The organism is Mesobacillus persicus (assembly GCF_900109925.1).
Taxonomy (GTDB): domain Bacteria; phylum Bacillota; class Bacilli; order Bacillales; family Cytobacillaceae; genus Mesobacillus_B; species Mesobacillus_B persicus.
This window is the reverse complement of sequence record NZ_FOBW01000002.1, coordinates 101,458-127,725: the sequence shown is the minus strand read 5'-3', so window position 1 is coordinate 127,725 and position 26,268 is coordinate 101,458. Positions and strand designations below refer to the sequence as shown.

General features: G+C 39.5%; 30 protein-coding genes. 27 read left to right on the top strand and 3 right to left on the bottom strand.

The genetic code is table 11. From position 1 onward, the window contains the following. Positions 1–12 precede the first annotated feature (12 nt). The 16 genes from BMX30_RS03225 to BMX30_RS03150 all read left to right on the top strand — a co-directional run bounded on the left by BMX30_RS03225 (position 13) and on the right by BMX30_RS03150 (position 15,675). On the top strand, positions 13–303 hold the full coding sequence (locus tag BMX30_RS03225; protein WP_090741153.1) for a DUF1292 domain-containing protein: 291 nt from the start codon (positions 13–15) through the stop codon (positions 301–303). Positions 304–1,036: 733 nt separating this feature from the next. Continuing rightward, positions 1,037–2,191, top strand: a complete 1,155-nt coding sequence (gene mltG, locus BMX30_RS03220) for an endolytic transglycosylase MltG (protein ID WP_090741151.1) — start codon at positions 1,037–1,039, stop codon at positions 2,189–2,191. A 232-nt stretch (positions 2,192–2,423) separates the two neighbouring features. Further along, positions 2,424–3,062, top strand: coding sequence for an O-methyltransferase (locus BMX30_RS03215; RefSeq protein ID WP_090741149.1), 639 nt, complete (start codon positions 2,424–2,426; stop codon positions 3,060–3,062). Positions 3,063–3,067: 5 nt separating this feature from the next. Beyond that, the gene (locus tag BMX30_RS03210; protein WP_090741148.1) at positions 3,068–3,997 is read left to right on the top strand and encodes a peptidase U32 family protein; all 930 of its coding nucleotides are present in this window, start codon (positions 3,068–3,070) and stop codon (positions 3,995–3,997) included. A 141-nt stretch (positions 3,998–4,138) separates the two neighbouring features. Continuing rightward, positions 4,139–5,410: a peptidase U32 family protein gene (locus BMX30_RS03205; protein ID WP_090741146.1), complete on the top strand. Its 1,272-nt coding sequence runs from the start codon at positions 4,139–4,141 to the stop codon at positions 5,408–5,410. Between the two features lie 2 nt (positions 5,411–5,412). Further along, entirely contained in the window at positions 5,413–6,048 is a 636-nt protein-coding gene (gene udk, locus BMX30_RS03200; protein ID WP_090741144.1) for a uridine kinase, read from the top strand. 155 nt (positions 6,049–6,203) lie between these two features. Continuing rightward, positions 6,204–6,680: a transcription elongation factor GreA gene (gene greA / locus BMX30_RS03195; protein ID WP_090741142.1), complete on the top strand. Its 477-nt coding sequence runs from the start codon at positions 6,204–6,206 to the stop codon at positions 6,678–6,680. A 63-nt stretch (positions 6,681–6,743) separates the two neighbouring features. Next, entirely contained in the window at positions 6,744–8,501 is a 1,758-nt protein-coding gene (locus BMX30_RS03190; protein WP_090741141.1) for a peptidoglycan D,D-transpeptidase FtsI family protein, read from the top strand. Positions 8,502–8,623: 122 nt separating this feature from the next. Then, positions 8,624–9,295, top strand: a complete 672-nt coding sequence (locus BMX30_RS03185; RefSeq protein ID WP_342028060.1) for a YrrS family protein — start codon at positions 8,624–8,626, stop codon at positions 9,293–9,295. 66 nt (positions 9,296–9,361) lie between these two features. Further along, positions 9,362–10,060: a 5'-methylthioadenosine/S-adenosylhomocysteine nucleosidase gene (gene mtnN, locus BMX30_RS03180; RefSeq protein ID WP_090741136.1), complete on the top strand. Its 699-nt coding sequence runs from the start codon at positions 9,362–9,364 to the stop codon at positions 10,058–10,060. Between the two features lie 154 nt (positions 10,061–10,214). Continuing rightward, on the top strand, positions 10,215–10,478 hold the full coding sequence (locus tag BMX30_RS03175) for a YrhC family protein (RefSeq protein WP_244532494.1): 264 nt from the start codon (positions 10,215–10,217) through the stop codon (positions 10,476–10,478). Positions 10,479–11,044: 566 nt separating this feature from the next. Next, positions 11,045–11,185 (top strand): YrzI family small protein, encoded by a 141-nt coding sequence (locus tag BMX30_RS03170; protein WP_090741134.1) that lies wholly within the window; start codon positions 11,045–11,047, stop codon positions 11,183–11,185. 123 nt (positions 11,186–11,308) lie between these two features. Continuing rightward, entirely contained in the window at positions 11,309–11,449 is a 141-nt protein-coding gene (locus BMX30_RS03165) for a YrzI family small protein (protein ID WP_090741132.1), read from the top strand. Between the two features lie 560 nt (positions 11,450–12,009). Beyond that, positions 12,010–12,729 (top strand): RNA polymerase sporulation sigma factor SigK, encoded by a 720-nt coding sequence (gene sigK / locus BMX30_RS03160; protein ID WP_090741130.1) that lies wholly within the window; start codon positions 12,010–12,012, stop codon positions 12,727–12,729. Positions 12,730–13,009: 280 nt separating this feature from the next. Continuing rightward, positions 13,010–14,806 (top strand): M3 family oligoendopeptidase, encoded by a 1,797-nt coding sequence (locus tag BMX30_RS03155; protein ID WP_090741833.1) that lies wholly within the window; start codon positions 13,010–13,012, stop codon positions 14,804–14,806. A gap of 89 nt (positions 14,807–14,895) precedes the next feature. Next, entirely contained in the window at positions 14,896–15,675 is a 780-nt protein-coding gene (locus tag BMX30_RS03150; protein ID WP_090741128.1) for a phosphatidylserine decarboxylase, read from the top strand. A gap of 227 nt (positions 15,676–15,902) precedes the next feature. Here BMX30_RS03150 and BMX30_RS03145 read toward each other — a convergent pair whose 3' ends face one another. Further along, entirely contained in the window at positions 15,903–16,043 is a 141-nt protein-coding gene (locus BMX30_RS03145; RefSeq protein ID WP_090741127.1) for a sporulation histidine kinase inhibitor Sda, read from the bottom strand. A gap of 343 nt (positions 16,044–16,386) precedes the next feature. Here BMX30_RS03145 and BMX30_RS03140 point away from each other — a divergent pair, with 343 nt between their 5' ends. The 8 genes from BMX30_RS03140 (at position 16,387) to BMX30_RS03105 (ending at position 21,528) form a co-directional block, all read left to right on the top strand. Next, positions 16,387–16,902, top strand: a complete 516-nt coding sequence (locus tag BMX30_RS03140; RefSeq protein WP_090741125.1) for a YqeG family HAD IIIA-type phosphatase — start codon at positions 16,387–16,389, stop codon at positions 16,900–16,902. A gap of 3 nt (positions 16,903–16,905) precedes the next feature. Continuing rightward, on the top strand, positions 16,906–18,012 hold the full coding sequence (gene yqeH / locus BMX30_RS03135) for a ribosome biogenesis GTPase YqeH (RefSeq protein WP_090741123.1): 1,107 nt from the start codon (positions 16,906–16,908) through the stop codon (positions 18,010–18,012). Between the two features lie 136 nt (positions 18,013–18,148). After that, positions 18,149–18,988: a shikimate dehydrogenase gene (gene aroE, locus BMX30_RS03130; RefSeq protein WP_090741121.1), complete on the top strand. Its 840-nt coding sequence runs from the start codon at positions 18,149–18,151 to the stop codon at positions 18,986–18,988. Then, positions 18,982–19,275 carry a ribosome assembly RNA-binding protein YhbY gene (gene yhbY, locus BMX30_RS03125; protein ID WP_090741119.1) on the top strand — a complete coding sequence of 98 codons (294 nt, stop codon included), beginning with the start codon at positions 18,982–18,984 and terminating at the stop codon, positions 19,273–19,275. Before aroE ends, yhbY begins: the two co-directional genes overlap by 7 nt. An 18-nt stretch (positions 19,276–19,293) precedes the next feature. Continuing rightward, a complete protein-coding gene (locus BMX30_RS03120) occupies positions 19,294–19,863 on the top strand; it encodes a nicotinate-nucleotide adenylyltransferase (protein WP_090741117.1) in 570 nt (189 codons plus the stop codon). Then, entirely contained in the window at positions 19,853–20,422 is a 570-nt protein-coding gene (yqeK, locus tag BMX30_RS03115) for a bis(5'-nucleosyl)-tetraphosphatase (symmetrical) YqeK (RefSeq protein WP_090741115.1), read from the top strand. The genes BMX30_RS03120 and yqeK overlap by 11 nt, the downstream gene beginning before the upstream one ends. Continuing rightward, on the top strand, positions 20,423–20,779 hold the full coding sequence (gene rsfS / locus BMX30_RS03110; protein WP_090741113.1) for a ribosome silencing factor: 357 nt from the start codon (positions 20,423–20,425) through the stop codon (positions 20,777–20,779). Next, positions 20,776–21,528: a class I SAM-dependent DNA methyltransferase gene (locus BMX30_RS03105; RefSeq protein ID WP_090741111.1), complete on the top strand. Its 753-nt coding sequence runs from the start codon at positions 20,776–20,778 to the stop codon at positions 21,526–21,528. The genes rsfS and BMX30_RS03105 overlap by 4 nt, the downstream gene beginning before the upstream one ends. Before the next feature lie 97 nt (positions 21,529–21,625). Here BMX30_RS03105 and comER read toward each other — a convergent pair whose 3' ends face one another. After that, on the bottom strand, positions 21,626–22,450 hold the full coding sequence (gene comER, locus BMX30_RS03100) for a late competence protein ComER (RefSeq protein ID WP_090741109.1): 825 nt from the start codon (positions 22,448–22,450) through the stop codon (positions 21,626–21,628). A 94-nt stretch (positions 22,451–22,544) separates the two neighbouring features. Between comER and BMX30_RS03095 the strand changes: the two genes are divergently transcribed. From BMX30_RS03095 to BMX30_RS03085, 3 genes are all read left to right on the top strand, one after another. Then, positions 22,545–23,189: a helix-hairpin-helix domain-containing protein gene (locus tag BMX30_RS03095; RefSeq protein WP_090741107.1), complete on the top strand. Its 645-nt coding sequence runs from the start codon at positions 22,545–22,547 to the stop codon at positions 23,187–23,189. 64 nt (positions 23,190–23,253) lie between these two features. Beyond that, complete coding sequence (locus BMX30_RS03090) at positions 23,254–23,703, top strand: ComE operon protein 2 (RefSeq protein WP_090741105.1); 450 nt, start codon at positions 23,254–23,256, stop codon at positions 23,701–23,703. 16 nt (positions 23,704–23,719) lie between these two features. Next, positions 23,720–26,032, top strand: a complete 2,313-nt coding sequence (locus tag BMX30_RS03085; protein WP_170843778.1) for a DNA internalization-related competence protein ComEC/Rec2 — start codon at positions 23,720–23,722, stop codon at positions 26,030–26,032. Between the two features lie 89 nt (positions 26,033–26,121). On the opposite strand, the gene BMX30_RS03080 is transcribed toward BMX30_RS03085, so the two are convergent. Continuing rightward, positions 26,122–26,256, bottom strand: a complete 135-nt coding sequence (locus BMX30_RS03080; RefSeq protein ID WP_090741102.1) for a YqzM family protein — start codon at positions 26,254–26,256, stop codon at positions 26,122–26,124. Positions 26,257–26,268 lie beyond the last annotated feature (12 nt).

Below are 26,268 nucleotides of genomic sequence, written 5' to 3'. Positions count from 1 at the left end.
AGGTGAAAGAAAATGGACCACGGTGAAAACAATATTACAGTAGTAGACGAAAACGGAAATGAACAGCTTTGTGAGGTGCTGTTTACCTTTGATTCAGACGAGTTTAACAAATCATATGTTTTATACTATCCAATCGGAGCAGAAGAAGATGAAGAAGAGGAAATTGAAATCCATGCTTCCTCCTTCACACCTACTGAAGATGGCCAAGACGGAGAGTTAATGCCAATCGAGTCTGATGAAGAATGGGACATGATTGAAGAAATGCTTGAGACCTTCCTTGCTGAGCAAGACGAAGAAGAGTAGAACATTTCCCTTAGTTTAATGATATAAGAATTCTCATAAAAGAACCGGGATTAATGTCTCGGTTCTTTTTTATTGGCTCTAACTCAAGCTTAATTACTTTTTTAAGCAGATACTAAGTGCCTAGGTTATCCATTTGCATAAAAACATCCACCCACCAATAGGGAGAAATGAGTTCTGGGACCAGTTTGCTCTTATCGGTTAGGGGGATCAGGTTAGGCACTTTAATTTGATAATATAGAGGGAAGAATTCCCCTTAATTTGTAAATGGCTCTAAAATTAGCATAAATAGCGGTAGAGATTCCCCTTATTTGACTCGAAAAACGTGAAAATAGGTAATTTTGCTTTGTATAGGGGGAAAAACTCCCCCTATTTACCTCAAAACGACCTCTAGTCTGTATTTAACGGGAAAAACTCCCCTTATTTTCTATAGTTGGTTACCCAATTTAAGGGTATGGCTCTTTTATAGTAATTAGACAAGTTAACTTCAAAAAAATCCAAGAGAACTACATTTAAATTCGCTACACCAACAGTACGATAGTACATCGTTTTGTTTGAATACTGCTATTGAACGAGAATCAATACCCAGTTTTAACACAGCTTTTTATCATGAATTTTGGCGAAAAAACAGTTTTATTGTAATTTCTTGCGACTTGATTAAGGAAATATAGTATAATAATTCGAGAAATTACATTTAGGACATCCTATGATAAAAAGTCAGCCCAGGGGGGAAATGATGACTAAGGAGAATAAAGACAGCAGAAAATTGCCAAAGGGCGAAAGAAAAAAATTAGTATACGAAAAGGTTGCCGAACAGCATAGTGAGGCAAAGGTCGTACGAAAAATTGTCTTTACGTTAACGATTCTTTTCGTTGTATTGTTTGCAGGTCTTGGTGGCGGAGGTTATTTTTATATTAAAAATGCTTTGCAGCCGGTTGATGAAACCAACCAGCAGGAAGTGCCGGTCGAAATTCCAATTGGTTCAACTTCAACGGGAATCGGCCAAATTCTCGAGGATAACGGAATTATTCGTGATGCGCGGATCTTTAAATATTATGTAAAATTTAAAAACGAATCGGGCTTTATGGCTGGTGAATATAAATTGAAACCGTCAATGGATATATCAGAAGTTATTGACGCGCTCAAAACAGGCACGGTGATGAAAGATGTCGTCATGCAATTAACGATTCCAGAAGGTAAACAGCTTACGCAAATTGCAGAAATTATTGCGGAGAAGACAAACCGTGAATATGACGATGTATTGAAGAAGTTGAACGACCCGGATTTTTTAGAGGACTTAATGGCTAAATATCCAGATCTATTAACGGATAAAATACTTGATGACCAAGTGAAGTATCCGCTTGAAGGCTATTTATTCCCTGCTACCTATCCGTTTTACGAGGAGAATCCTACACTAGAAGAAATCGTATCTACAATGCTCGATAAAACGCGGTCAGTGGTTCTGGAGTATCTCCCCTTAGCTGAAGAAAAGGGACTTAGCTTACATGAACTTCTAACGATGTCTTCATTAATTGAAGAAGAAGCAACACAAAAAGTAGACCGTGACAAAATCTCAAGTGTATTTTACAACCGAATCGAAACTGGGATGAAGCTACAAACAGATCCAACGGTCTTGTATGCTCATGGCGAACATAAAGATAGGGTTTATTATAAAGACCTAGAGATTGATTCACCATATAATACGTATCAGTACTACGGTTTACCACCAGGTCCGATTGCGAATGCAGGGGTTATGTCGATTGAAGCAGCACTAACACCAGCAGAAACAGATTCCTTGTACTTTCTAGCAACTCCAACTGGAGATGTGCTTTTCTCGAAAACTTTAGAAGAGCATAATCGTAAAAAGAATGAACATATTACAAACCAATAATTAACAGCAGTCGGAGGAATGCAATGGATTAGCATTCCTCCGTTCTTTATGATAAAATAGTTCAAGTGTTTTTCATACGTGTAATGATAGCGTCATTTACAGTGTTGAGGATCTATTTCGTTGGCAAACTATGCCTGTTACTCTTCATCTAGCTGTTAACGCTATTTTTTCATGTCTATACGAATGATAACTGATAATTAAGCATGCTCTATGAATAGAGGTGAGATGCAGCGTGATAGATGAACAGCTGGAAGAATATATTGATTTGCTTATACCTTCCCGTAAAGGGATACTAGCGGAGATGGAAGCCTATGCCAAAGAGCATCAAGTTCCAATTATGGAGCCCGCTGGAATTGAGATGATGCTGCAAATGTTAAGATTAAAAAAAGCAGAAACTATCTTAGAGGTGGGAACCGCAATTGGTTATTCTGCTCTAAGAATGGCTTATGCTTTACCTAATGCTAAAATCGTTACCATTGAGCGCGATGAAGAACGATTATCTAAAGCAAGAGCTTATATTAAAGAGGCAAACAAAGAATCGCAAATCCTGACTATTTATGGCGATGCTCTTGAGACCGCAACGCAGGTCAGTCAGTTGGGGACGTTTGACGCTGTGTTTATTGATGCGGCTAAAGGTCAATATAAACGATTCTTTGAAATATATACGGCCTTCCTAAAACCTGGGGGAATGGTGATAACTGATAATGTCCTGTTCAAAGGACTTGTTGCCACTCAGGATACAACGAATAAACGAATCAAAAGTCTAGTCAAAAAAATAGATGACTTCAATCGCTGGTTGATGAGCCACCCGGATTATGACACGGTCATCCTTCCTGTTGGCGACGGCGTAGCGATTAGTATGAAGAGGTGAATAAGGTGAAAAAACCAGAATTATTAGTGACTCCGACTAGTGTAGAAGATATTTTGCCATTGGTTGAAGCTGGTGCCGACGCATTTATGATCGGTGAACAAAAATTCGGCCTGCGTTTAGCGGGTGAGTTTACTCGTGACGATGTTAAACGAGCGATTGAATTAGCTCATTCAAAAGGTAAAAAGGTCTATGTTGCCATGAATGCTATCTTCCATAATGAAAAAATTGAACTTTTAAATGACTATATTAGCTTTCTTAAGGAAGTACAGGCTGATGCGATTGTATTTGGCGATCCTGCTGTGTTAATGGCGGCCCGCGAAACAGCACCAGAAATGAAGTTGCACTGGAATACCGAAACTACGGCAACGAACTGGTATACATGTAACTACTGGGGAAGAAAGGGTGCGAAACGTGCCGTTCTAGCTAGGGAAATTAGCATGGATGCGATTGTTGAAATGAAGGAGAACGCTGAAGTGGAAATTGAAGTACAGGTTCACGGAATGACCTGTATGTTCCAATCCAAACGCAATCTGCTTGGGAATTATTTTGAATACCAAGGACAAGCGTTGGAAATCGAGAACCGTAAACAGCAAAAGAATATGTTTCTTCATGACAAGGAACGCAGCAACAAGTACCCAATCTTCGAAGATGAGAATGGAACACATATCATGAGTCCAAATGATATTTGCATCATCGATGAACTACAAGAAATGGTGGAAGCCGGTGTTGATTCTTTTAAAATTGATGGAATCTTAAAGCAACCCGAATACTTGGTAGCTGTCACAGAACTATACCGAAAAGCCATCGATCTAGCAGTAGAAGATCCTGATCAGTATGAAGATGTAAAAGATGAGTTACTTTCACAAGCAGAAGAACACCAACCAGAAAACCGCCCACTTGACACAGGATTCTTCTTTAAAGAGACGGTTTATTAATAAATAGGGCTGTTTTTCTAGAAGTTCGTTGTTTTAGGGAAATCAACCTTTCCTGGTTCTATAGCAACAAAATTTGCGGAAAACAGACACAAAAAAATGCCATATATGCGTTTTTAAGCAATTGGAAAAGGAGGAAAAATGATGACAGCAACAGTAAAAGATACAATCTCACAGATTGTAGACGGTAAGCGTGTGATTGTTAAAAAGCCAGAACTTCTAGCTCCGGCTGGCAATCTCGAGAAATTAAAAATCGCTGTCCGTTATGGTGCGGATGCCGTATTTATCGGTGGTCAAGAATACGGACTACGCTCAAATGCTGACAACTTTACGTTTGAAGAAATGAAGGAAGGCGTAGAGTTTGCTAAACAATACGGTGCAAAGGTTTATGTTACAACAAATATCTTTGCACATAATGAAAATATCGATGGCCTTGACGACTATTTAATCGGCTTACAAGAAGCAGGAGTCCATGGAATTATCGTTGCGGACCCACTAATCATTGAAACATGCCGGAGAGTAGCACCTAACGTCGAGGTACATTTAAGTACGCAACAATCTCTCTCAAACTGGAAGGCAGTCCAATTCTGGAAAGAAGAGGGCTTAGAGCGGGTCGTTCTTGCTCGTGAAACTAGCGCTGAAGAAATCCAAGAAATGAAAGAAAAAGTCGATATTGAAATTGAAACTTTTATTCATGGGGCAATGTGTATTGCTTATTCTGGACGTTGTACTTTAAGTAACCATATGACGGCTCGTGATTCGAACCGTGGTGGATGCTGCCAGTCTTGCCGTTGGGATTATGATTTATACCAACTAGAGGATGGTGCTGAATCAGCATTAACAAACCAAGGGGACGCTCCTTTTGCAATGAGCCCTAAGGACTTGAAATTAATAGAGTCCATTCCAAGAATGATTGAGCTTGGGATCGATAGCTTAAAAATTGAAGGCCGTATGAAATCGATTCACTACATTGCAACGGTTGTTAGTGTATACCGTAAAGTGATCGATGCTTATTGTGCGGACCCTACTAATTTTAAAATTAAGCAGGAATGGTTAGAAGAGCTTGATAAGTGTGCAAACCGTGAAACAGCAACGGCATTCTTCGAGGGAATTCCTGGGTATAAAGAGCAAATGTTTGGAAATCATAGCAAAAAGACGACGTTTGATTTCGTTGGTATGGTGCTTGATTATGATACCGAAACGAATATAGTTACATTGCAACAGCGAAACTATTTTAAACCAGGCGATGAAGTCGAGTTTTTCGGACCAGATATTGAGAATTTCAATTATGTAATCGAGAAAATTTGGGATGAGGATGGAAACGAGCTAGATGCCGCACGACATCCACTACAAATCGTTAAATTTAAAATGAATAAACCTGTATACCCATACAACATGATGCGAAAGGAGAAATAGACATGAAACGCAAGCCTGTTGTAATTGGGGTTGCTGGTGGCTCTGGCTCTGGTAAGACAAGTGTTACAAAGTCGATTTATGAGAGCTTCAAAGGGCACTCTATTCTTATGATTGAGCAAGATTACTACTATAAGGACCAGAGTCATTTGCCTTTTGAGGAACGGTTAAAGACGAACTATGACCACCCTCTTGCCTTTGATAATGATTTGCTGATTGAGCACCTTAACAAGCTCCTTCGCTATGAGCCAGTGGAAAAGCCAGTTTATGATTATACCGTTCATACACGGTCTAGTGAGACAATTGATGTCGAACCGAAAGATGTCATTATTCTTGAAGGAATTCTTATTCTCGAAGATGAACGTCTTCGTGATTTGATGGATATCAAGCTTTTTGTAGATACTGACGCTGATTTGCGTATTATACGGAGGCTGCTTCGTGATATTAAAGAGCGGGGACGTTCGATGGATTCTGTTATCGAACAATATGTCAACGTTGTGAGACCAATGCATAACCAATTTATTGAACCAACAAAGCGGTATGCGGACATCATTATCCCTGAGGGCGGGCATAACTATGTGGCAATCGATTTAATGGTAACGAAAATCCAAACAATTCTTGAACAAAAGTCTTTTTTGTGACACAATAGCATAAATACTAGAAATGCTAGATAATATTTTATATCGAATAGTAGTGCGCGCCCTTAACAAAGGACGCGCTACTCTATCTTTTAAAAACCCTACATACAAAACCTTTTTATTGGGGAATCTGCGAAGATTAGAAGGAGTGAAGGATTATGGCAGCAGAGAAAGTATTTCCGATGACACTAGCCGGAAAGCAGAAGCTGGAACAAGAATTAGAACAATTGAAAACGGTTAAACGTAAAGAAGTCGTTGAAAGAATCAAAATCGCTAGAAGTTTTGGAGACCTCTCAGAAAACTCAGAGTATGACTCTGCAAAGGAAGAACAGGCCTTTGTTGAAGGTCGGATTACGACAATTGAGAACATGATTCGCAATGCAAAGATCATTAAAGAAGATGAGGCAAGCGTGGACGAAGTTAGCCTTGGTTGTACAGTCACATTCGTCGAACTCCCCGATGGAGAAGAGGAGTCTTATTCCATTGTAGGTAGTGCAGAAGCCGATCCTTTTGAAGGAAAAATTTCAAATGATTCTCCAATTGCCAAAAGTTTACTTGGGAAAAAGGTCGGAGATCAAGTAACGGTTCAGACTCCTGGTGGAGAGATGGCTGTGAAGATTACATCGATTAAGTAATAATTAAATAGACCTGTTTGAAAAAAAGCATCCTCGTCAACACTTTTGACGAGGTGTTTTTTTATGAGGGAGCGGCGGTTAAAGGTATGTTTAGCGTTCATTATGGTTGGAATTGCTGTCCTGTTTGCCAGGCTAGCACAAATTCAGCTTATTTCTACAGAATCATTTTCTAAGTATGAGATTAATCTCCTTGAAGGAAGCGTTAATCAGCGGACTCAGGAGATGGTCATTGATAATGGAAGAGGAAACTTCCTAGATCGTTTTGGAGAACCATTAATTTATGAAAATATTCCCGTTTTGATTTTATTCCCCTTCCTTAATCACCTAGACTGGCCGGTGGAAGAAGTAGCGTCTGTTATCGGGATACCAAAGCATGAAATACTCAATACGTTAGAAAATGCCGATGGTCCAGTTGCGTTGGGGACTCCTGACCCCTATCTTCTATCAAAAGATGAAATGGATGCCATTAACGAAATGAAAATTCCAGGTGTGTTTGCGGTAGAAAGAAAATACCCTCTTTCCAATACTCAAGCAGAGCAGTTAATTGGCATTACCGGTGAAAATTCTTCCCTTCTTAAAGAAAGGTACGAGGATAAGGAATTCACCTCTAGAACTCTTGTAGGACTCTCTGGGTTAGAAAAAAGCTTTGATGAATTTCTGGTCGGGGAAGGGAAGTCTAAGCTAGTCTATCACGTAGATGGGATAGGGTCTCCCTTGTTTGGGATAAATGTTAAGTATTCAGAACCCGCTAATCCGTTTTATCCTATAAACATAAGAACGACTATTGATAAAAAACTTCAGGAGGTGGCCGAAAACCTCGTAGACAAACATCAGATAGAGGATGGAGGTCTCGTGTTACTTGATATTGAAACGAATAACATTCTAGCCATGGTTTCAAGGCCTCATCTTAATCGGAAAAATCCGTTTGGGGACCGAGGGGTTGAAAACCGGATGCTTAAACAACAAATTCCTGGATCAGTCTTTAAGACGGTTACCGCAGCAGCAGCAATTGATTACGGCTTACAGCCTCCTTCGCGAAGTTTTGATTGTGATGAAAATATATATGGGAAGCCGGATCCGAACTATCAGCATGGAGAATTGAATTTCACACAAAGTTTTGCTAGAAGCTGTAATCGGACTTTTGCCGATTTGGCAAAAGAATTAAAGAATAAAGATCCTCACATTATTGAGGAGTATGCAAGGAAACTTTCCTTAACTGGCAGTGTAGGATGGACAGGAACTGTTTTTCATACGGAGCAATTTCGTCAGTTAGCTGACGAAGAGATGGGGCGAGTTTTTAAAAGCGAAAATGCAAGCAAGGATGATAATTTTGTTGCTCTTTCCGCTATTGGTCAACATGAGGTCAGGGTAACACCACTTGCCGTGGCGAATATGATGGCGACGATTGCTCGGGGTGGAGACAAACAAATGGTTAAGGCAGTGGAATCAGTTGAATATCGTAATGGTACGAAGGTGTTTGGTTTTGATGAGAAAAAATTAGGTGGTGATAACATCTCCCCTTTTACGGCTCAAAAACTGCAAAAACTTCTTCGAGAGGTTGTCCTAGATGAGGATGGAACTGGACGCTGGTTTAGGGACTTACCTTATTCTGTTGCTGGAAAGTCGGGAACAGCAGAAACAGGAATTATGAAGGATGGTAAACAAACACATAACAAGTGGTTCGCAGGTTATTTTCCCTATGAGAATCCTAAATATGCCCTTGTGGTCGTAAACCTAGGAGTACATACAAATGAAGGTGGAATAAATCCATTGTTTGCGGGGATGGTTGAAGAGGTTTATCGCTTCGACGAGGAAAATTAGTGAAAGTGTCCTGTCCTCTATCGTCAACTATGATAAAAACCCTTCATGTTTGTAAAAAGACATGGTAGAATGTTGTCAGCCTTATATGAAAGACTTTTTTTAGCAGTTGGCTATTTTTGTCTGTGAATGAGGGAGTGAGGATATTGAATAATGATTTTGAAAACGAGGCTTCTAGGGCGCAAAAACTGGCGAAAAGAAGGAAAACGAATCTTATCTTAAACAGTTTAATCACAGTTGTATTGCTGTTGATTGTATTTGTAACAGTAAAGATTTTTTTTGGGGATAGCCAGAGTGAGGCGGAAAAAGCAAATACTTCTGTTGTAGTAAACAAGGAAGTGGCAGATAAAGATGTGAACGTAGACTCTGGCAATAGTGAAGAGCAGACCAAAGAAGTAGTCGATGAAACTCCAGAGGGTGAAACAGAAGCAGAAACAGAGGATCAGGCACATTCAGACCCCATTGTTACGGAGGGGGGAGATAGCCCTGATGTAAAACAGACGATTATTGATCCGAATTGGCAACCGGTTGGCACATCTCAAACCGGAGAGCATGTTGCCGTCTATGACGATACATCTATTGATTGGCAAGAGATGCTGCAGGCGCTCTCCCAAGCCTCAGGAATTGCTGTAGATGATATGACTGTCTGGCATCTTAGAAACAATGGCAGTCCACAAAAGGCAGTAGGCACGGTGTCTGGTAAAGGCGGTCCCGTAAAATATCGAGTTGCCATTGATTGGGTGGACGGCCAGGGCTGGAAGCCTGTTAAACTTGAAGAACTTAAGTTAGAAGAATAAATATAGTATCGATTTAATGCGTAGAGACTGCGCTATAGTGAAGCAAACAGCGGAAAGGGTTGTAGTATGAAAATAGCAATTATTGGAGCAATGGATGAAGAAGTAACATTACTTAGAGGGAAGATTCAAGACCAAGCAAAGGAGATCATTGCAGGATTTGAATTTACAGTGGGGACGTTAGAAGGAACAGAGGTGGTTCTTCTGCGTTCTGGCATAGGTAAAGTAAATGCTGCAATGTCAACTGCCATTTTGCTCGAACGATTTAAACCAGATTATGTAATTAACACAGGTTCAGCTGGCGGCCTGAACCCAGATTTGAACGTTGGAGATGTGGTCATCTCTACAGATGTGCGCCATCATGATGTAGATGTTACCGCTTTTGGTTATGAATATGGGCAAGTACCTCAATTACCAGCAGCTTTTGAAGCGGATGCTAGCCTTGTCAGTGTAGCAGAATCGTGTGCAAAGGAAATTGAGGATATCCAAGTAGTCAAAGGATTGATTACTACTGGAGATTCCTTTATCAGTAAGCCTGAACAGGCTGATTTTATTAAATCAAAGTTTACAAACTTGCAAGCTGTTGAAATGGAAGCAGCAGCCATCGCCCAAGTAGCGTACCAGTTTGGCACACCATTTGTGATTATCCGGTCGTTATCAGATATTGCAGGGAAGGAATCGGATATATCTTTCGATCAGTTCCTTGAAACAGCAGCCGTACATTCGGCTACACTTGTTTTAAAAATAACTAAAGAACTAAATAAATAAGCTTTCAAAAATGTGGAACCCAGAAGTCTCTTTTACAAGAGGCTTCTTTTTTTACACTATTTACATGCATCTTTAAATAAATATTTATGTTAAATTATTATAGTGAAGAAATTTTTATTACTAGATTACTAGCTATATAACAGGGGTGATTGATGTGGATTTAAAACAGATGTATGAAAAAATGGTGGATTACCGTTACTTTGGAATCGTATTGCTAACAGTAGGAGCATTTTTCTATCTTGGCATCATTATCCCTTCTGCTGTTCAGTCAGCAAGTGATATCTATATATCAACAGCGGCATCAACGGGTTCTTTGCTGCTTTCAATCGTGTTTTTTCGTTTATCTAAGAGCCTTCGTAAGCAGTTAATTGAAACAGAAGAAGGCATGGAATATATCTCAAAACAAAAACGTCCTTAATGGGCGTTTTTTTTATTTCAAAGGCCCTGATTAACAAGTAGGTTGATATGCGCTCCAGGCACTTGCTTTCCGCGGGGCGTGCGGTGAGCCTCCTCGTCGCTGCGCTCCTGTGGGGTCTCACCTGTCCCGCTGCTCCCGCAGGAGTCAAGCGCCTTACGCTCCAATCAACAGTTTTGAAAATCAGCAATGTCCTTTACCAAATTATTTCAGAAAAACATCAAAAAACAATTTTGAAAATTAGGCGAAAAAGCGGTTTACAAACGGGTTTCCAGTGGATATAATTACCATTGAAGAAAATAATTACTTAAGGAGGTCGAATGAAATGATGATTACAAAGGTATGGGTAGAAGTGAAAACAGTTCAGCCAATCCAGCCAGTTCAAAATGTTATAACTACGCATTCGACCAGATCGGAATGGATCGCTTAAGTATTTTTTCGTGACTAAGCATATCCGTGCCGCAGGGAGAAGCGTGCCCTGCGGTATATTTGTGCCCATTTTTAGCCGCAGGGGGTTTCTTCTGCGGCTTTTTCGTGCGCGGATAGAGATAAGGAGGTGAGATTACAAGATGACTTTGAATATTTTATTTTTTACGATCACACTGAGAAAACGTGAAATTTCTCTAGAAGAAGAAATTCACAATCAAACAGTTGAGAAGCTCTATGAAGAAAACAGGAGACGAGTTTCCTCAATAATGAACCAACTCTAATGTAGATTTTTACCATACTTAGGAAAGGCGGGATGAAGGATGATTTTTCCAACTATAGGAAAACAGGCAATTTTAAGAGGTGAAGATATTTAACGCGTTTAGCAGTTAGGAGGTGAAATTGGTATGACTTTAAATATCCTATTTTTCACCATTACGATTAAGAAAAGACAAAGCACATTAGAAGAAGCACTCCATGATCAAATGGTTGAGAAAATGTATCAAGAAAATCAAGAGCGTGTTGCGAAATATATAAGGCATTACTAATCTGTTTAGGTTACTCTTTTTTAAAATAAAAGAAAGGTGGGAATGTAAATGATTTATTTAATTCAAAGACGTCAAGAAGTGTTATGGGTGGAGAAGGATTCCACCTAACCAGATTAATTAGGAGGGATTTTGAGTGATCCAAGTACTGTTATTAACCTTGATTTTTAGAAAAAAACACAAATTGAAATAAATTGTTAGAAAGTGTTCACAAGCCACCCCTTTTAACACAGTGAAAATGTGATAAATTTGAAGCAAAATATTAGCTTCTTACAAAGGGGTGGAACGATGTTTTCCATAGTAATGGGCCTTATTATCTGTGGTGCAATCGGAAGCATTATTGCGGCTGAAGTTAGTGTGGAGTAGACGGAAACACAAGCAAGCCAATTAATGAATAAAAACTCTAGGAGAAAGCATTAACCATAGTGGTTGGTGCTTTTTCTTGTTTCGATGATTGGGAATAATTTCATCCAAAAGATTTTTAGTTGGACATACACGAACCTGACACTTCTCTCATAGGAATCTATTATAGGCAAAAGCCTAAATACACGGGGGGTGGAAAAGTGTCGGGAATATTGGCAGCACTTGGATATTTAGTAAAGGAATTTGTATTCCTTGTTTCATATGTCAAAAATAATGCATTTCCCCAACCGTTATCTTCAGCAGAAGAGCGAAAGTACTTAAGATTAATGGCCGAAGGAGATGCACATGCACGTAACATGCTAATTGAGCACAACTTAAGGCTCGTTGCTCATATTGTAAAAAAGTTCGAAAATACTGGTGAAGATTCCGAGGATTTGATTTCTATCGGAACAATCGGCCTCATTAAAGCGATTGAAAGCTATTCTGAAGGGAAGGGAACAAAGTTAGCCACCTATGCGGCTCGGTGTATTGAAAACGAAATACTAATGCATTTGAGGGCCCTTAAAAAGACGAAAAAAGACGTATCACTTCATGACCCTATCGGACAGGATAAAGAGGGAAATGAAATTTCTCTTATTGACGTACTGAAATCTGAATCCGAGGATGTTTTTGATACTATTCAGCTTAGCATGGAGCTTGAAAAAGTAAAAAAATATATCGACATCCTCGATGAACGTGAAAAAGAAGTGGTTATCGGACGCTTTGGGTTGGATCTAAAAAAAGAAAAAACACAGCGTGAGATTGCAAAGGAATTAGGTATCTCTAGAAGTTATGTCTCGCGGATAGAAAAGCGAGCTTTAATGAAAATGTTCCATGAGTTCTACCGAGCAGAAAAGGAAAAAAAGAATAATATGAAATAAGAATATAAATAATTGGTGTTATTTTGCTGATCATCATATGGTCAGCCTTTTTTTGTGAGCTGTGGAAAGTAGCAAATGGCACACAGGGCTTTTATTTTCCCGTAACGTGGCAAGGAAGGGAGAACGGTATGATAGAGGGCTTCTATTTGCCCGAAACGGGCCAAGCGAGAAGAGAACGGTAAAATAGAGGGCTTCTATTTGCCTGAAAGGACTCATAGCAGGTTAACATAGCCGAAAGAATAAAATACATCTATAATGGTAGGAAATGAAAGGGGGAAAAATAGTGGTTCATACATATTCAGATACTTGGAGTTTGAATGAGTTCTTTGAAGGTGGTAGTGATTCCGAGGAATTTGCAACCCATCTCAATTCGACAGCTAAGAACATAGATGCTTTTAGAACGAAGGTGGAGCTATGGAATCCTAAGGATGTACATAATGGCGTAGCAGAACTAGTAAAGGTTATTCAGGAGTTTGAGAATGTAGCTAAACAAATCCGCCAAGCAGGTGCATTTGTCAGTTGCCTTCAAGCGCAGAATACTAAGGATAAGAAGGCCACTGAGTTAAAAGCTAAGGTCACCGAACTTAGCGCTAATTTTCAAAATGTCTTGTTAGAGTTTGATGTGAAGTTAACAACTATAAACGAAGACGATTGGTCCACTATAATGGAAGATACCTTCCTAAAGACGCTCCGATTTGTTCTTGATGAGAGAAGAGAGCGGGCTGCTGAGAAGCTGTCAGCAAAAGAAGAAGCGTTGATTACCTCTCTTAGTACAGATGGTTACCATGGATGGAGTCAAATGTACGATTTACTAGTCAGTTCAATTAAAATTCCTTTTAAAGTGAACGGGGAAGTAAAGCATTTATCCGTAGGTCAGGCGGCGAATCAGTTTTCAAATGGAGATAGAGAAGTTAGAAAAAGAATGTTCGTTGAGTGGGAAAAAGCTTGGGAATCGAAAAGCGACTTTTTTGCTAAAACATTAAATCATTTATCTGGTTTTCGCCTCAATACCTATAACCTGAGGGGCTGGGATGATGTATTAAAAGAACCACTAGACATAAATCGTATGAACAAAGAAACGCTTGATGCAATGTGGTCTGCTATTTCTGCCAATAAACAACCATTTGTTCAGTTTTTAAACAGAAAAGCGGAACTGTTAGGATTAGATAAATTAAGCTGGTATGATCTTGATGCACCTCTTGGGAAGACCTCTTCGAAGATGACCTACCAGGAAGGTGCCGAGTTTATTATTGATCATTTCTCAAAGTTTGGGAGCGAAATGGCTGATTTTGCACAAATGGCCTTTGAAAACAATTGGATTGAAGCGGAAGACCGTGAAGGGAAAGCACCAGGAGGGTTCCATACTTTTTTTCCTGAAAGCAGTCAATCCAGAATTTTCATGACCTATTCGGGGACTCCTTCAAATGTCTCGACACTTGCCCATGAGCTTGGTCACGGGTTTCACACATATGCAATGAGGGATTTGCACTTATTAAACCGTAACTATGCTATGAATGTCGCTGAGACGGCGTCGACTTTTGCTGAGATGATTGTTGCGGATGCTGCCTTGAAGAGGGCGAGTACAAAGGAAGAAAGAATTGCCCTTCTTGAGGATAAAATTCAACGATCGGTTGCGCTGCTGATGAATATTCATGCGAGGTTTTTATTCGAAACGAGATTTTATGAAGAACGGAAGCATGGAGTTGTCAATGTTGAGAAGTTGAATCGATTGATGGAGGAAGCACAGGTTGAGGCTTATGGTGGGGCACTGGAAGAATATCACCCTCAATTTTGGTCCTCTAAGCTTCATTTTTATATCACGGGTGTTCCATTTTATAATTTTCCTTACACATTTGGATTTCTCTTTTCATTGGGCATATATGCTCAAGCATTGGAAGCTGGTGAGAGCTACGAAGAAAAATATATTGATCTCCTTAAAGACTCTGCATCCATGTCTGTTGAGGACTTAGCACAGAAACATTTAAACATTGATTTATCAAAGATGGACTTCTGGGAAAAGGCTGTTGGTCTGTGTGTGAGTGATGTAGAAGAATTTCTTGATTTAACAAAGTATTAAAATTCTAGAGGAATCTTGGCTGCTGTTCCTTATAAATGATATAATGTCACTCATGGATGAAGCTGCTACCACTTTTGGAGGTCATTGCTTTGATACAAAGCTTATATCGTTTATTCATTGAATTAACCAATCGGAACTGGTCTTCTAAAATATTAAAGCGTTTTGCGCAATCCCGGAAAAGCAAATGGATTGTCCCTTCCTTCGCTAGTGTTTATAAGATAAATCAAGAAGAAATGGAAAAGAACCTACACGAATATGAAAGTTTGCATGACTTCTTTATTCGAAAACTAAAGCCGGGAATGAGGCCGATTGCCTTGGACTCCGATGTTGTCAGTCCTGTCGATGCGGTGATTGAGGACATTGGCGTTATTGAACCTAACCATCAAATCGTTGTAAAAGGGAAAATTTATTCTATTGCTGAAATGTTAGGTAGTAAGGAAGCGGCCGAGTATTACAAACAAGGGAAATACATGGTTCTTTATTTGAGTCCAAGTCATTATCACCGGATTCATAGTCCAATTTCTGGTGAAGTCTTAAAGCGGTGGACCCTTGGAACTTCGTCTTATCCAGTTAATCGGCTAGGTCTTAAATATGGAAGAGATACACTAGCTAAAAACTATCGGAATATTACCGAGATTGGCTATGAGAATGGAAGAATGGCAGTCGTAAAGGTAGGGGCGATGTTTGTCAATTCTATCGAACTCATACATAAAGGAGAAACCCTTCAAAAAGGTGAAGAAATCGCTTATTTTTCTTTTGGCTCAACTGTTGTTCTTCTGTTCGAGCAGGATGCTCTAAACATATCTGAAGAGCTCAATCTTCCTAAGCCAATTAAGGTAGGAGAAAAACTTGGAAGTTTGAATAATTGAATTTGAGGATTTGGCACAGAGAAAGTCTGTGCCATTTTGCCCTCAATTATAAGCTGTGTACGACGCAAACGATAGATAGAACATGGCTGTTTTCGTGGAAGTTTGCAAGCTCTTTTCTCTAAAAAAGTTTTTGGAAGTAACTTGAAGCTTAGACCATCTGAATTGAATCCAAAAGGAACAAACTTTGAGAGAAGAGCCTAAAACAAAAACGCCCAATGGGACGTTTTTTAAGAAGAAACTCGAATTTTATGAGTTAATGACCGGCGCTTAATCTCTGTTTCGATTAACAGGATAAACTCTTTGTTTAGTTTTAGTTCTCTTGCTTTGTAATAGGACTCGATCAACAATTCATCCGAAAGTTTTCGCATGAAAATCATTCACCCCCGAAAATGAACGTATATTTACGGAACAACGTACATATAGTGGTAAGTTACTAATTTGTACCCTTACTCTATCAGATTTAAACTTGCAGAACAACCGTTCTAATTATCCACAATTCACGGTGGATAACCTGTGATTAAGTTGTTCATAAAAGGTGAAATATTATGAATTTCAAGAGGTATAATGTGGGTAAAGTTATCCACAGCTTTGGAAAAAGTTGAAATATGTCGAAAAATTTCTATTAATATTTGATATTTTTTGTAACAAGGGAAAAAATTAGTTATGATGTTAACGATATAATCGCAATTATATTTAATGAGGTGTAACTTAGTGCTAAAGTATTTTTTGCCAGACCAGCATGTAAAAAGTATATTTGATATCACGCCGGAAAGCTTAATAGAAAAAGGTGTGAAAGGGATTATTACGGACTTGGACAATACTCTCGTAGAGTGGGATCGACCGTCAGCAACCCCTAAACTTATTGAGTGGTTTGAAAATATGAAGAAAAACAACATCCTTGTTACAATTGTGTCTAATAATAATGAAGAACGAGTTAAAGCATTTTCAGACCCACTCGTAACACCTTATATTTATCGAGCCAAAAAGCCAATGACTATAGCCTTTAACCGGGCTGTCAAGGAAATGGGATTAAAGAAAGACGAGACGGTTGTCATTGGTGACCAACTCTTGACCGATGTGTTTGGAGGAAATAGAGGTGGTTTCCATACAATCCTTGTGATACCAGTGGCACAAACAGACGGATTAGCAACGAGGTTTAACCGGGCAATTGAGAGAAGGCTTTTAAATATATTTAGAAAACAAGGTAAATTGAATTGGGAGGATTAAGTATTGAGTGACGAGCAAATAGTGTGTACAGGTTGTGGCGTTAAGATTCAAACAGAAGAACCCGAGCATTTAGGATACGCTCCGCTATCTTCATTGGAAAAAGAAGTTGTGGTTTGCCAAAGGTGTTTTCGATTAAAACACTATAATGAAGTACAGGACGTTAGCTTAACGGATGACGACTTTTTAAAAATATTAAATGGCATCGGTCAAAAAGATGCGTTGATTGTGAAAATTGTCGATATTTTTGATTTTAATGGGAGCTGGCTTCCTGGAATACAAAGATTCGCTGGGAAAAATCCGGTGATACTTATTGGAAATAAAGCCGATCTTGTCCCAAAGTCAGTTAAACAAAACAAACTGATTGATTGGATGAAGAAGGAGTCAAAAGATCTTGGCTTAATTCCAAAAGATGTATTTCTTGTTAGTGCATCAAAAGGGAAAAACATTCGGGATGCAGCAGCAGCAATTGATGAATATCGCAACGGGAAGGACGTTTATGTCGTTGGCTGTACAAATGTCGGGAAGTCAACCTTCATTAATCGAATTATTAAAGAAGTGACCGGGGAGAACGATATCATTACCACTTCCCATTTCCCGGGAACGACGCTTGATATTATAGAAGTTCCACTTGATGACGGAAAGTTCTTGATTGATACCCCAGGGATCATTAATCATCATCAAATGGCTCATTATGTTGATAAGCGAGATTTGAAGATCATCACACCTAAAAAGGAAATCAAACCGAAAATCTACCAGTTAAACGAAGGACAAACTTTGTTCTTTGGTGGGTTAGCCCGGTTTGATTACGTATCTGGAGGGAGAAGATCTTTCACTTGTTACCTCTCAAATGAACTAAATATCCATCGAACGAAGCTTGAAAATGCCGAAGAGCTCTATCAAAAGCATGTCGGTGAAATGTTAACTCCTCCTAGGCAGGAACAACTAGAGGAATTCCCAGAACTAGTAAGACATGAATTTACGATAAAAGAACCAAAAACAGATGTCGTCTTTTCAGGCCTTGGTTGGATGACGGTTAACGATGCAGGAGTTAAAGTCGCAGCCTATGTTCCTAAAGGTGTACAAGTTATGTTGCGAAAGTCTTTGATATAAGGATTATAAAAGACATAATTGATTTTGCTTGTCATTGATTGTAGCGGAAAGCAACAGACTAAGTTAAGAGAGCCTAAATCTATAGAGATAAGTAAAAGGTTTTGTTTATTCGGAGTGATTGTTCGGAGGGAGAAGGATGAAAAAGCTTTTTGGGGTAATCGGGGATCCAATTGCTCATTCAATGTCGCCGGTTATGCATAATGACCTATTCAATCATTATGGAATTGATGCGGCGTACGTTCCTTTGCATGTAAGAAAGAGCAATCTAGAGGATGCAATTAAAGGATTCAAAGCAATTGGTATAGATGGCTTTAATGTCACAATTCCGCATAAGACGGAAATTATGAATTTTCTTGATGAAATAGACCCTCTTGCCGAAGCGATCGGAGCAGTTAATACCGTCGTAAACAAAGAAGGGACTTTAATCGGGTATAATACAGATGGACGGGGATTTGTTCGTGGGCTTACAGAAGAGCTTTCGTCTTTACCAGATAAAAAAGTGATGTTAATAGGAGCCGGCGGTGCAGCTAGGGCGATTTACTTTTCGATGGCTGAAGCAGGTGTTCAAAAGATGGATATTTGTAACCGAACCACTGAGAAGGCTGACCTGCTTAAAAAGGCTTGCCCTTTTCCTGTTAATACGAGCATTTTTGACATTGAGGGCGCAAGTAAATGCATAGAGGACTACGATTTACTCATTCAAACGACTTCGATAGGAATGTCGCCAAATGTAGATGAGCGTCCGTTAGAGTTTAACCAGCTGAAAATAGGTTGTTTTGCTAGTGACATCATCTATAATCCCCTTGAAACTCAGTTTTTAAAGGAAGCTAAATCCTTGGGTGCAAATATTCAAAATGGTATTGAAATGTTTGTTTATCAAGGCGCACTTGCTTTTGAATTATGGACGGGGATTTTTCCAGACACTAAGCGGATGAAGAAAAACGTTTTGAACCAACTAGGAGGATCTACATGCTAAAAGGAAAACAAAAAAGATTTTTACGGGCAAAAGCCCATCATCTCAATCCAATATTTCAAGTTGGCAAAGGTGGCGTAAATGAGAATATGGTACAACAGATTGCTGATGTACTTGAAGCACGTGAACTGATTAAAGTAAGTGTGTTGCAAAACTGTGAGGAAGATCGTGACACAGTAGCTGAGCAGCTCTCATCAGGGGCAAGAGCAGAACTTGTTCAGGTAATTGGAAATACGATTGTCCTTTACAAAGAATCTAAAGAAAACAAGCAAATTGAACTCCCCCGTTAACAGGGAAGGAGAGATGATATGCGAAAGATTGGCATTTTAGGTGGAACATTCGATCCGCCGCACACCGGGCATCTCATGATGGCGAACGAAGTCCTTCACGCCCTTGGTTTGGAAGAGGTTTGGTTTATGCCAAATCAAGAGCCTCCTCATAAGAAGAAGGTTGGAAACATAACAAACCAGCAACGGCTTACCATGCTAGAATTGGCCATTGATGGCCATTCTGGTTTCAGGGTCGAAGGAATTGAAATGGAGCGGAAGGGACCATCCTACACATTTGAGACTATGAAAATCCTGACAGAAAGACATAAGGATGTTCAATTTTATTTTATCATCGGTGCAGATATGATTGAATACTTGCCAAAATGGCATCGTATTGATGAATTGCAAACAATTGTGAAATTTGTTGGTGTTAATCGGCCAGGTTATAATAGTGAAACGACTTATCCTATCCAACTCATCGATTCTCCATCGATTGCGTTATCTTCGAGTATAATTAGAGAGAGAAGGAGACAGGGTGGAACGATACGCTATTTGGTTCCAAATCCTGTACGGACTTATATTGAGGAGAATGGCTTATATGGACCGTGAACTTGCCTTACAATTAGTTAAAGAACAATTAACTGATCATCGTTATCAACATACAATTGGTGTTATGGAAACCGCCATTGTTCTTGCTAAGAATTATGGGGTGAATGAAAAGAAAGCAGAACTAGCTGCTATTTTTCATGATTATGCAAAGTTTCGCCCGAAAGATGAAATGAAACAGATTATTCTCGATCAAGGGTTAGAACAAAATTTGCTTCATTTTAATAGTGAACTTTGGCATGCTCCTGTTGGAGCTTATCTGGTTGAAACAGAAGTTGGTATTACTGACTCTGAAATTCTCGATGCAATTAGATACCATACTTCTGGCAGAAAAGGAATGACTCTGCTTGACCGGGTCATTTATTTAGCGGATTATATTGAACCAGGTAGGCATTTTCCGGGGGTTGAGGAAGTTAGGGAAATGGCTAAGGAAAATCTTGATCAGGCCTTGACGCAGGCAGTGAAAAATTCAATTCAGTTTTTGATGAGAAAGAATCAACCTGTATATCCAGACACGATTTACACGTATAATGATTTAGTAAACCTTAGGAGGAGTGATTGAATGAGTGAACAGCAGTTGCTACAAACGGCTGTGAAAGCAGCAGATGATAAAAGAGCAGAGAATATTATGGTTTTAAACATGAAGGGAATCTCATTAGTCGCCGATTATTTTATGATTTGCCATGGTAATTCTGACAAACAAGTTCAGGCTATTGCACGAGAAATAAAGGATATGGCAGAAGAAAAGGGATTTAATATCAATCGGATGGAAGGCTTTGAAGAAGCAAGATGGATTCTAATTGACTTGGGAGATATCGTAGCTCATGTATTTCACCGTGATGAAAGAAGTTATTATAATCTTGAGCGGCTATGGGGAGACGCCCCGCTTGAGAATATTGAGAGTGAACTAACTCCATGACTTATCAAAGGTTTGCCTATCTTTACGACACCTTGATGGAAGATGTCCCATATGATAGGTGGGTTGAGTGGATAATCCACTCGACTGATAAGCATGGCTTCGGTAAGAAAAAAATAATGGACCTGGCTTGTGGGACTGGAGAACTCTCAGTTCGGCTCGCAAAAGCAGGTTTTGATGTAACCGGAATCGACTTATCCGAAGATATGCTAGCTGTTGCTCATACAAAGGCGGATGGGAATGGTTTATCCATTCCTTTTTACCATCAAGATATGACCGAGCTTACTAGTCTGGGTCAATTCGAGATGATTGGAATTTTTTGTGATTCTCTCAATTACTTACCTGAGACAACGGATGTTGAGAAAACATTCGCAGGGGTTTTTCAGCATTTAGAGCCTGGAGGATTATTCTTATTTGACGTTCACTCCTTATATAAAATGGAAGTTATCTTCCAAGAAGGTCCGTTCACACTTACCGATGAGAACATTTCATATATATGGGAGTGTTTTCAGGGAGAGTATCCACTAAGTGTCGAACATGAATTGACTTTTTTTGTTTTAGATGAGGAAACAGGTCAGTATGATCGAGTGGAGGAATACCACTTTCAACGTACATATGAAATTGAGAAGTATATCCAAATGCTAAACGCTGCCGGTTTTGAACTAGTTGATATTATGGCTGATTTCAAACCAGGTGAACCAGGACCGGAAGCAGAACGAATTTTATTTACGGCGAGGAAAGGGTTATCCTAACCTACAAATTCAACAAAAAAATCCCTAGTGCTAACTAAGTGCACTAGGGATTTTTTTATTTTTTAAACAAGCAGGATTTTAAAGGTTATTGTCGAAATTAGTCTGTACCGAACTGTTCCCTTGTTTTATTCAAATCATCTTCGAACTTACCGTGTGTTGCCTCGAATAAATGTTCAAATATCTCACCTAGCTCACTCTCAAGTACTTTAATTCCTTCTCCAGTTATACCACCTTTTACACACACCTTTTCTATTAGTGTAGGTAAGGTGTAAAATTCCTTGCTCAAAAGCTCACCGAGACCTATTAGCATCTCACTAGTCAATTTTGTGGCTGTATCATAGTCAATCTCTGTTTTCTCAACAGCAGCGAGAATAAACTGTTGACTTAAATAGCTAAAAAAAGCGGGACCACAGCTGACGATATCTGAAGCTACTCTTGTAATATTTGAATCAATCTCAACAGGAGTAGAAATCTTTCTGAATAGTTGGTCGAGTCCCTGTTTCCAAGTATTGCTGCACCTTGTGCCGTAGGAAACAAGTGAAACACCAGCTAGTGCACGGTTTGTGATACTGGGTATGGCCCTGGCAACTGAACAAGTTAATGCACTTTCTAGTTGTTGGATACTAATCGGACTTGTAATTGATATGACGCATTTGTCCTCAGTAAGGACCGGTTTTAATTCTTGTAGCAACGGATAAACATCATGAGGCTTCACGCAAACAAATATGGCATCTGTTTGCTCTGCGACCTCGGTCGCACTTGATTCTACTGTTATCCCCGGAAAAGCCTTTTTTAAATCGGCCGCTTTCATCAATGTTCTATTAGTAACGATCATCGAAGAAGGGGAAACGGCATTCCCATCAATCAGGGCTTCAGCCAAAATTCTCCCCATATTTCCGGTGCCAATAATCCCTATTTTCAAATCCCTTCCCTCCTTCTTACAAATCCATCATGTTCTCCTAAACATTATGTGTCCCAATGTTGAATTATGACATTAAGAAAGAAAGGTGTTTAAAATGGTTGAATGGATAAAAGAACACAAGCTTTATTTATTCATCGGTGTGGTGTTACTCCTAATCTTTTCCTATGCTTATTTTACGTATTCTATGCCCGCGGAAGAAGAACTTCAAGAAGACTGGCTATCATTGGATCAGGTTGAAAACGATAAGGAAATGGTGGGTGACTTGGAATCCTCCTCACCAGTACCTGTAGAACCAACGATTTTGATGGTTGATATTAAGGGAGAAATCTTAAATCCAGGGGTATACGAGGTGCATGATGGAGATCGAATCATCAATCTTATTGAAAAGGCGGGTGGGTTGACGAAAGATGCTGACTCAATAGGCGTTAATTTTGCATTGAAGCTTAGTGACGAAATGGCTGTCTATATTCCGAAGAAGGGAGAGTCTACCGAGGCGGTAGGTGGTATGACAATCAATGCTGGATCTAACTCAGAAGCAGGAGGCTCCAAGGTGAATTTAAATTCGGCTACAGCGAGTGATCTTGAGACCTTGCCTGGGATAGGTCCTGCCAAATCCGCAGCCATTCTCGAATATCGTGAAACGAATGGTTCTTTTAAAAGCATTGAGGACCTCAAATCCATCTCTGGGATTGGTGAAAAAACATATGAAAAATTATCAAGTCTCATTACGGTAAAATAGAAATTGCGGTTCATTAGGGAAACCAGTAAACTGTATAGAAAACGAAGTAATTTAGGAGGTTATCATGGAGCGTATTTCGTGGGATGAATATTTTATGGTGCAAAGCCAGCTACTTGCTCTAAGAAGTACATGTACAAGATTGACTGTGGGTGCCACAATTGTTCGAGATAAACGAATTATTGCTGGTGGATATAATGGTTCTATCACAGGTGGAGAGCATTGCATTGATGAAGGGTGCTATGTAATCGATAATCATTGTGTCCGGACCATCCATGCCGAGATGAATGCATTATTACAATGTGCTAAATTTGGTGTACCCACAGCAGGTGCGGAAATTTACGTTACACATTTCCCATGTTTGCAATGCTGTAAAGCAATTATCCAGGCAGGTATTAAGACGGTTTACTATGCTGAGGACTATAAGAACCATCCCTATGCCATTGATCTATTTAAAAAAGCAGGGGTGAACATGGAGCAAGTTCATTGTCGGCAAGTAACACTAACCGAACGTTAATATGAAAGGGAGATTAGTGTTTTTCGCGCTGATCGTATTATTTGCACTATTAGGTGTGTTTGAAAACCCGATAGCTTTCGGTTTTGTTATTCTATCATTATGTATCTATTTGTACTATACGAAAAAGTTTGTCCGTCACCAGTGGTTGCTACTAATCATGATGCTTATTCTTGCTATCGGTGTTGGAGCTTTAGCTAAGGGGACTCAAAAAACACAATTAACTGGTGAGGAGACAAGCTTGATTCTCTCTGTTAGGGACCATGTGAAAATAAATGGAAATCGGTTATCTGCAATTACAGAGATTTCTCGAAACGGGGAACGGGTTGTTCTAAACTATCGTATCCGTTCCCCCGAAGAGAAAGATCAGCTTAGGAATGCGATTTATCCTGGTATAGTGTGTAAAGTTAGTGGAGAACTCCTCGAGCCTACTCAATCAAGAAATCCAAATGCATTTGATTATCGGGCCTATCTTCAACGGAAGGATATATTTTGGAATTATGAAGCCACTCGGATAGACCTAGACCTGTGCACAGAGGTAAAGGGGAATCTGGTCTCGCAGTTAAAACGAGTCAGACAGATGGAAATCAATAAATTAGAAGATAAACTAAACGAAGGGACTGCAGCTATTTCTGCTGCTTTACTGTTCGGTGATAGGAATTTGATGGCACCTGAAATATTAAATGCCTACGAAAAAACTGGAACCGTCCATTTACTTGCCATTTCTGGTCTACATGTAGCATTGCTTGCTGGTATGTGTTATTCACTTCTTCTCCGAATTGGGTTAACCAGGGAAAAGGTAGACTTAATTCTAATCATTTCACTCCCTCTATACGCCGTACTAACAGGCTTAACGCCATCCGTCAACAGAGCTGTTTCAATGCTGATGTTTTTTATTATAGCTCGCAAACTTAGGTTGAAAGTATCCCCACTTGATGTTTTTTCTCTAGCCTTTTTATTTCTAGTCCTCACGTCACCTTTTATCATTTATGAGCCAGGTTTTCAACTCTCGTTTTGCGTAAGCTTAGCCCTTATACTCTCTGCGAGTGGCATTATTGGTCGGTATGATTCTTATTTGTCAAAACTAGCGGTCGTGTCAATGATAGCTCAACTAGCGAGTGTCCCAGTCATATTGTCTTTCTTCTATGAAATTTCACTGATTTCGGTAATGGCTAATTTATTGTTTGTTCCCCTATTCTCACTAGTCATTCTCCCGATTGTGTTAATATCTTACCTCACTAGCATTTTCTTTCCTCCTTCTTCTGAACTGTTTTTACCACTAGTTGAATTCTTTGTAACGTTTGCAAATCAAATGTCAGCAGCTCTTGCGGGGCTCCCGATTTCTTCAGTAATTATCGGTAAACCAGGAATCAGTCTTGTACTGTTCCAGCTAGTATTCTTATTGGTGACATTTGTTATTTGGGAGAAGAGTGGGAAGGTGGATCGGCCTAGTAGGGTCCCACTTTTCTGCCTGCTTCCAATGATTCCAATCCTATTTCAGTTGGTCCTGCCTTATCTTTCTCCAGTTGGAAAGGTAGTGTTTATTGATGTGGGGCAAGGGGATAGTATCTTCATACAACTACCGTTTAATCGCGCCAATTATTTGATAGATACCGGGGGGACAATTGCTTTTCCAAAAGAAGAATGGGAAGAGAGAAGAGATAAATTTGAAGTAGGAGAAGACATTCTACTACCATATCTAAAAAGCGAAGGTGTAAGAAAGATAGACAAACTGGTATTAACTCATGGAGATATGGATCATATCGGTGGAGCATCTAGCTTATTGTCAGGTGTGAAGGTGAAAGAAATCCTTCTACCTGTTGCTAAAGATCGCAGTGATCTGGAACGAAACATTATTAAAAAAGCACAATCCAAACAAATAAAGATTATCGAAGTGGGTGCCGGGTCAGGCTGGAAGGAAGGGGATAACGTTTTTCATGTTATTAGCCCTTTTGAAAAACTTGATGATAAAAATGAAGGCTCCATCGTCTTATGGGCACGCTTTGGAGGAAAAACTTGGCTGTTTACAGGGGATATTGGCGAGAGTAGTGAGGAAGAGTTAGTAAAAAGGTTCCCAGAAATGCAAGCGGATGTACTAAAAGTCGGTCATCATGGAAGCAAAACATCAAGTTCAGAGATTTTTCTTGAAAGCATTTCAATCGATACTGCGGTAATATCAGCTGGGGTAAAAAATCGTTATGGGCATCCACATCAGGAAGTGCTTGATCGTTTAAAAAATCATCAAGTAAATCTATACCGAACGGACCAGCAAGGGGCTATTATTTACATATTCACTGCTGAATCAGGAACCTTTTCAAGCTGGATTCCATAGGATGTAGAAAATGGCGAGAACTTACTTAACAAAACGAAAAAGAGACTGCAGTATATGCAGTCTCAATTTTAACCATCAAGCTATGTAGATTATCTTCCCATAACTTCTACGACTGTAGCAATGATGAACATCGTTGCAAAGAAACCAAAAGAAACGACAAATCCAATTCCTGAATCAATAATATCATGACGTTTATTATTGACATTTTTTTCGAATTGATTCACGGTCCATCCCCC

Coding starts and splice junctions, on each gene's coding strand:
- BMX30_RS03105 (WP_090741111.1), top strand. CDS start 20,776: ATGACTTATCAAAGGTTTGCCTATCTTTACGACACCTTGATGGAAGAT.
- yqeK (WP_090741115.1), top strand. CDS start 19,853: ATGGACCGTGAACTTGCCTTACAATTAGTTAAAGAACAATTAACTGAT.
- BMX30_RS03225 (WP_090741153.1), top strand. CDS start 13: ATGGACCACGGTGAAAACAATATTACAGTAGTAGACGAAAACGGAAAT.
- BMX30_RS03165 (WP_090741132.1), top strand. CDS start 11,309: ATGACTTTAAATATCCTATTTTTCACCATTACGATTAAGAAAAGACAA.
- aroE (WP_090741121.1), top strand. CDS start 18,149: ATGAAAAAGCTTTTTGGGGTAATCGGGGATCCAATTGCTCATTCAATG.
- mtnN (WP_090741136.1), top strand. CDS start 9,362: ATGAAAATAGCAATTATTGGAGCAATGGATGAAGAAGTAACATTACTT.
- yhbY (WP_090741119.1), top strand. CDS start 18,982: ATGCTAAAAGGAAAACAAAAAAGATTTTTACGGGCAAAAGCCCATCAT.
- BMX30_RS03190 (WP_090741141.1), top strand. CDS start 6,744: ATGAGGGAGCGGCGGTTAAAGGTATGTTTAGCGTTCATTATGGTTGGA.
- BMX30_RS03170 (WP_090741134.1), top strand. CDS start 11,045: ATGACTTTGAATATTTTATTTTTTACGATCACACTGAGAAAACGTGAA.
- BMX30_RS03090 (WP_090741105.1), top strand. CDS start 23,254: ATGGAGCGTATTTCGTGGGATGAATATTTTATGGTGCAAAGCCAGCTA.
- BMX30_RS03120 (WP_090741117.1), top strand. CDS start 19,294: ATGCGAAAGATTGGCATTTTAGGTGGAACATTCGATCCGCCGCACACC.
- BMX30_RS03145 (WP_090741127.1), bottom strand. CDS start 16,043: ATGCGAAAACTTTCGGATGAATTGTTGATCGAGTCCTATTACAAAGCA.
- greA (WP_090741142.1), top strand. CDS start 6,204: ATGGCAGCAGAGAAAGTATTTCCGATGACACTAGCCGGAAAGCAGAAG.
- BMX30_RS03095 (WP_090741107.1), top strand. CDS start 22,545: ATGGTTGAATGGATAAAAGAACACAAGCTTTATTTATTCATCGGTGTG.
- mltG (WP_090741151.1), top strand. CDS start 1,037: ATGACTAAGGAGAATAAAGACAGCAGAAAATTGCCAAAGGGCGAAAGA.
- rsfS (WP_090741113.1), top strand. CDS start 20,423: ATGAGTGAACAGCAGTTGCTACAAACGGCTGTGAAAGCAGCAGATGAT.
- udk (WP_090741144.1), top strand. CDS start 5,413: ATGAAACGCAAGCCTGTTGTAATTGGGGTTGCTGGTGGCTCTGGCTCT.
- BMX30_RS03205 (WP_090741146.1), top strand. CDS start 4,139: ATGACAGCAACAGTAAAAGATACAATCTCACAGATTGTAGACGGTAAG.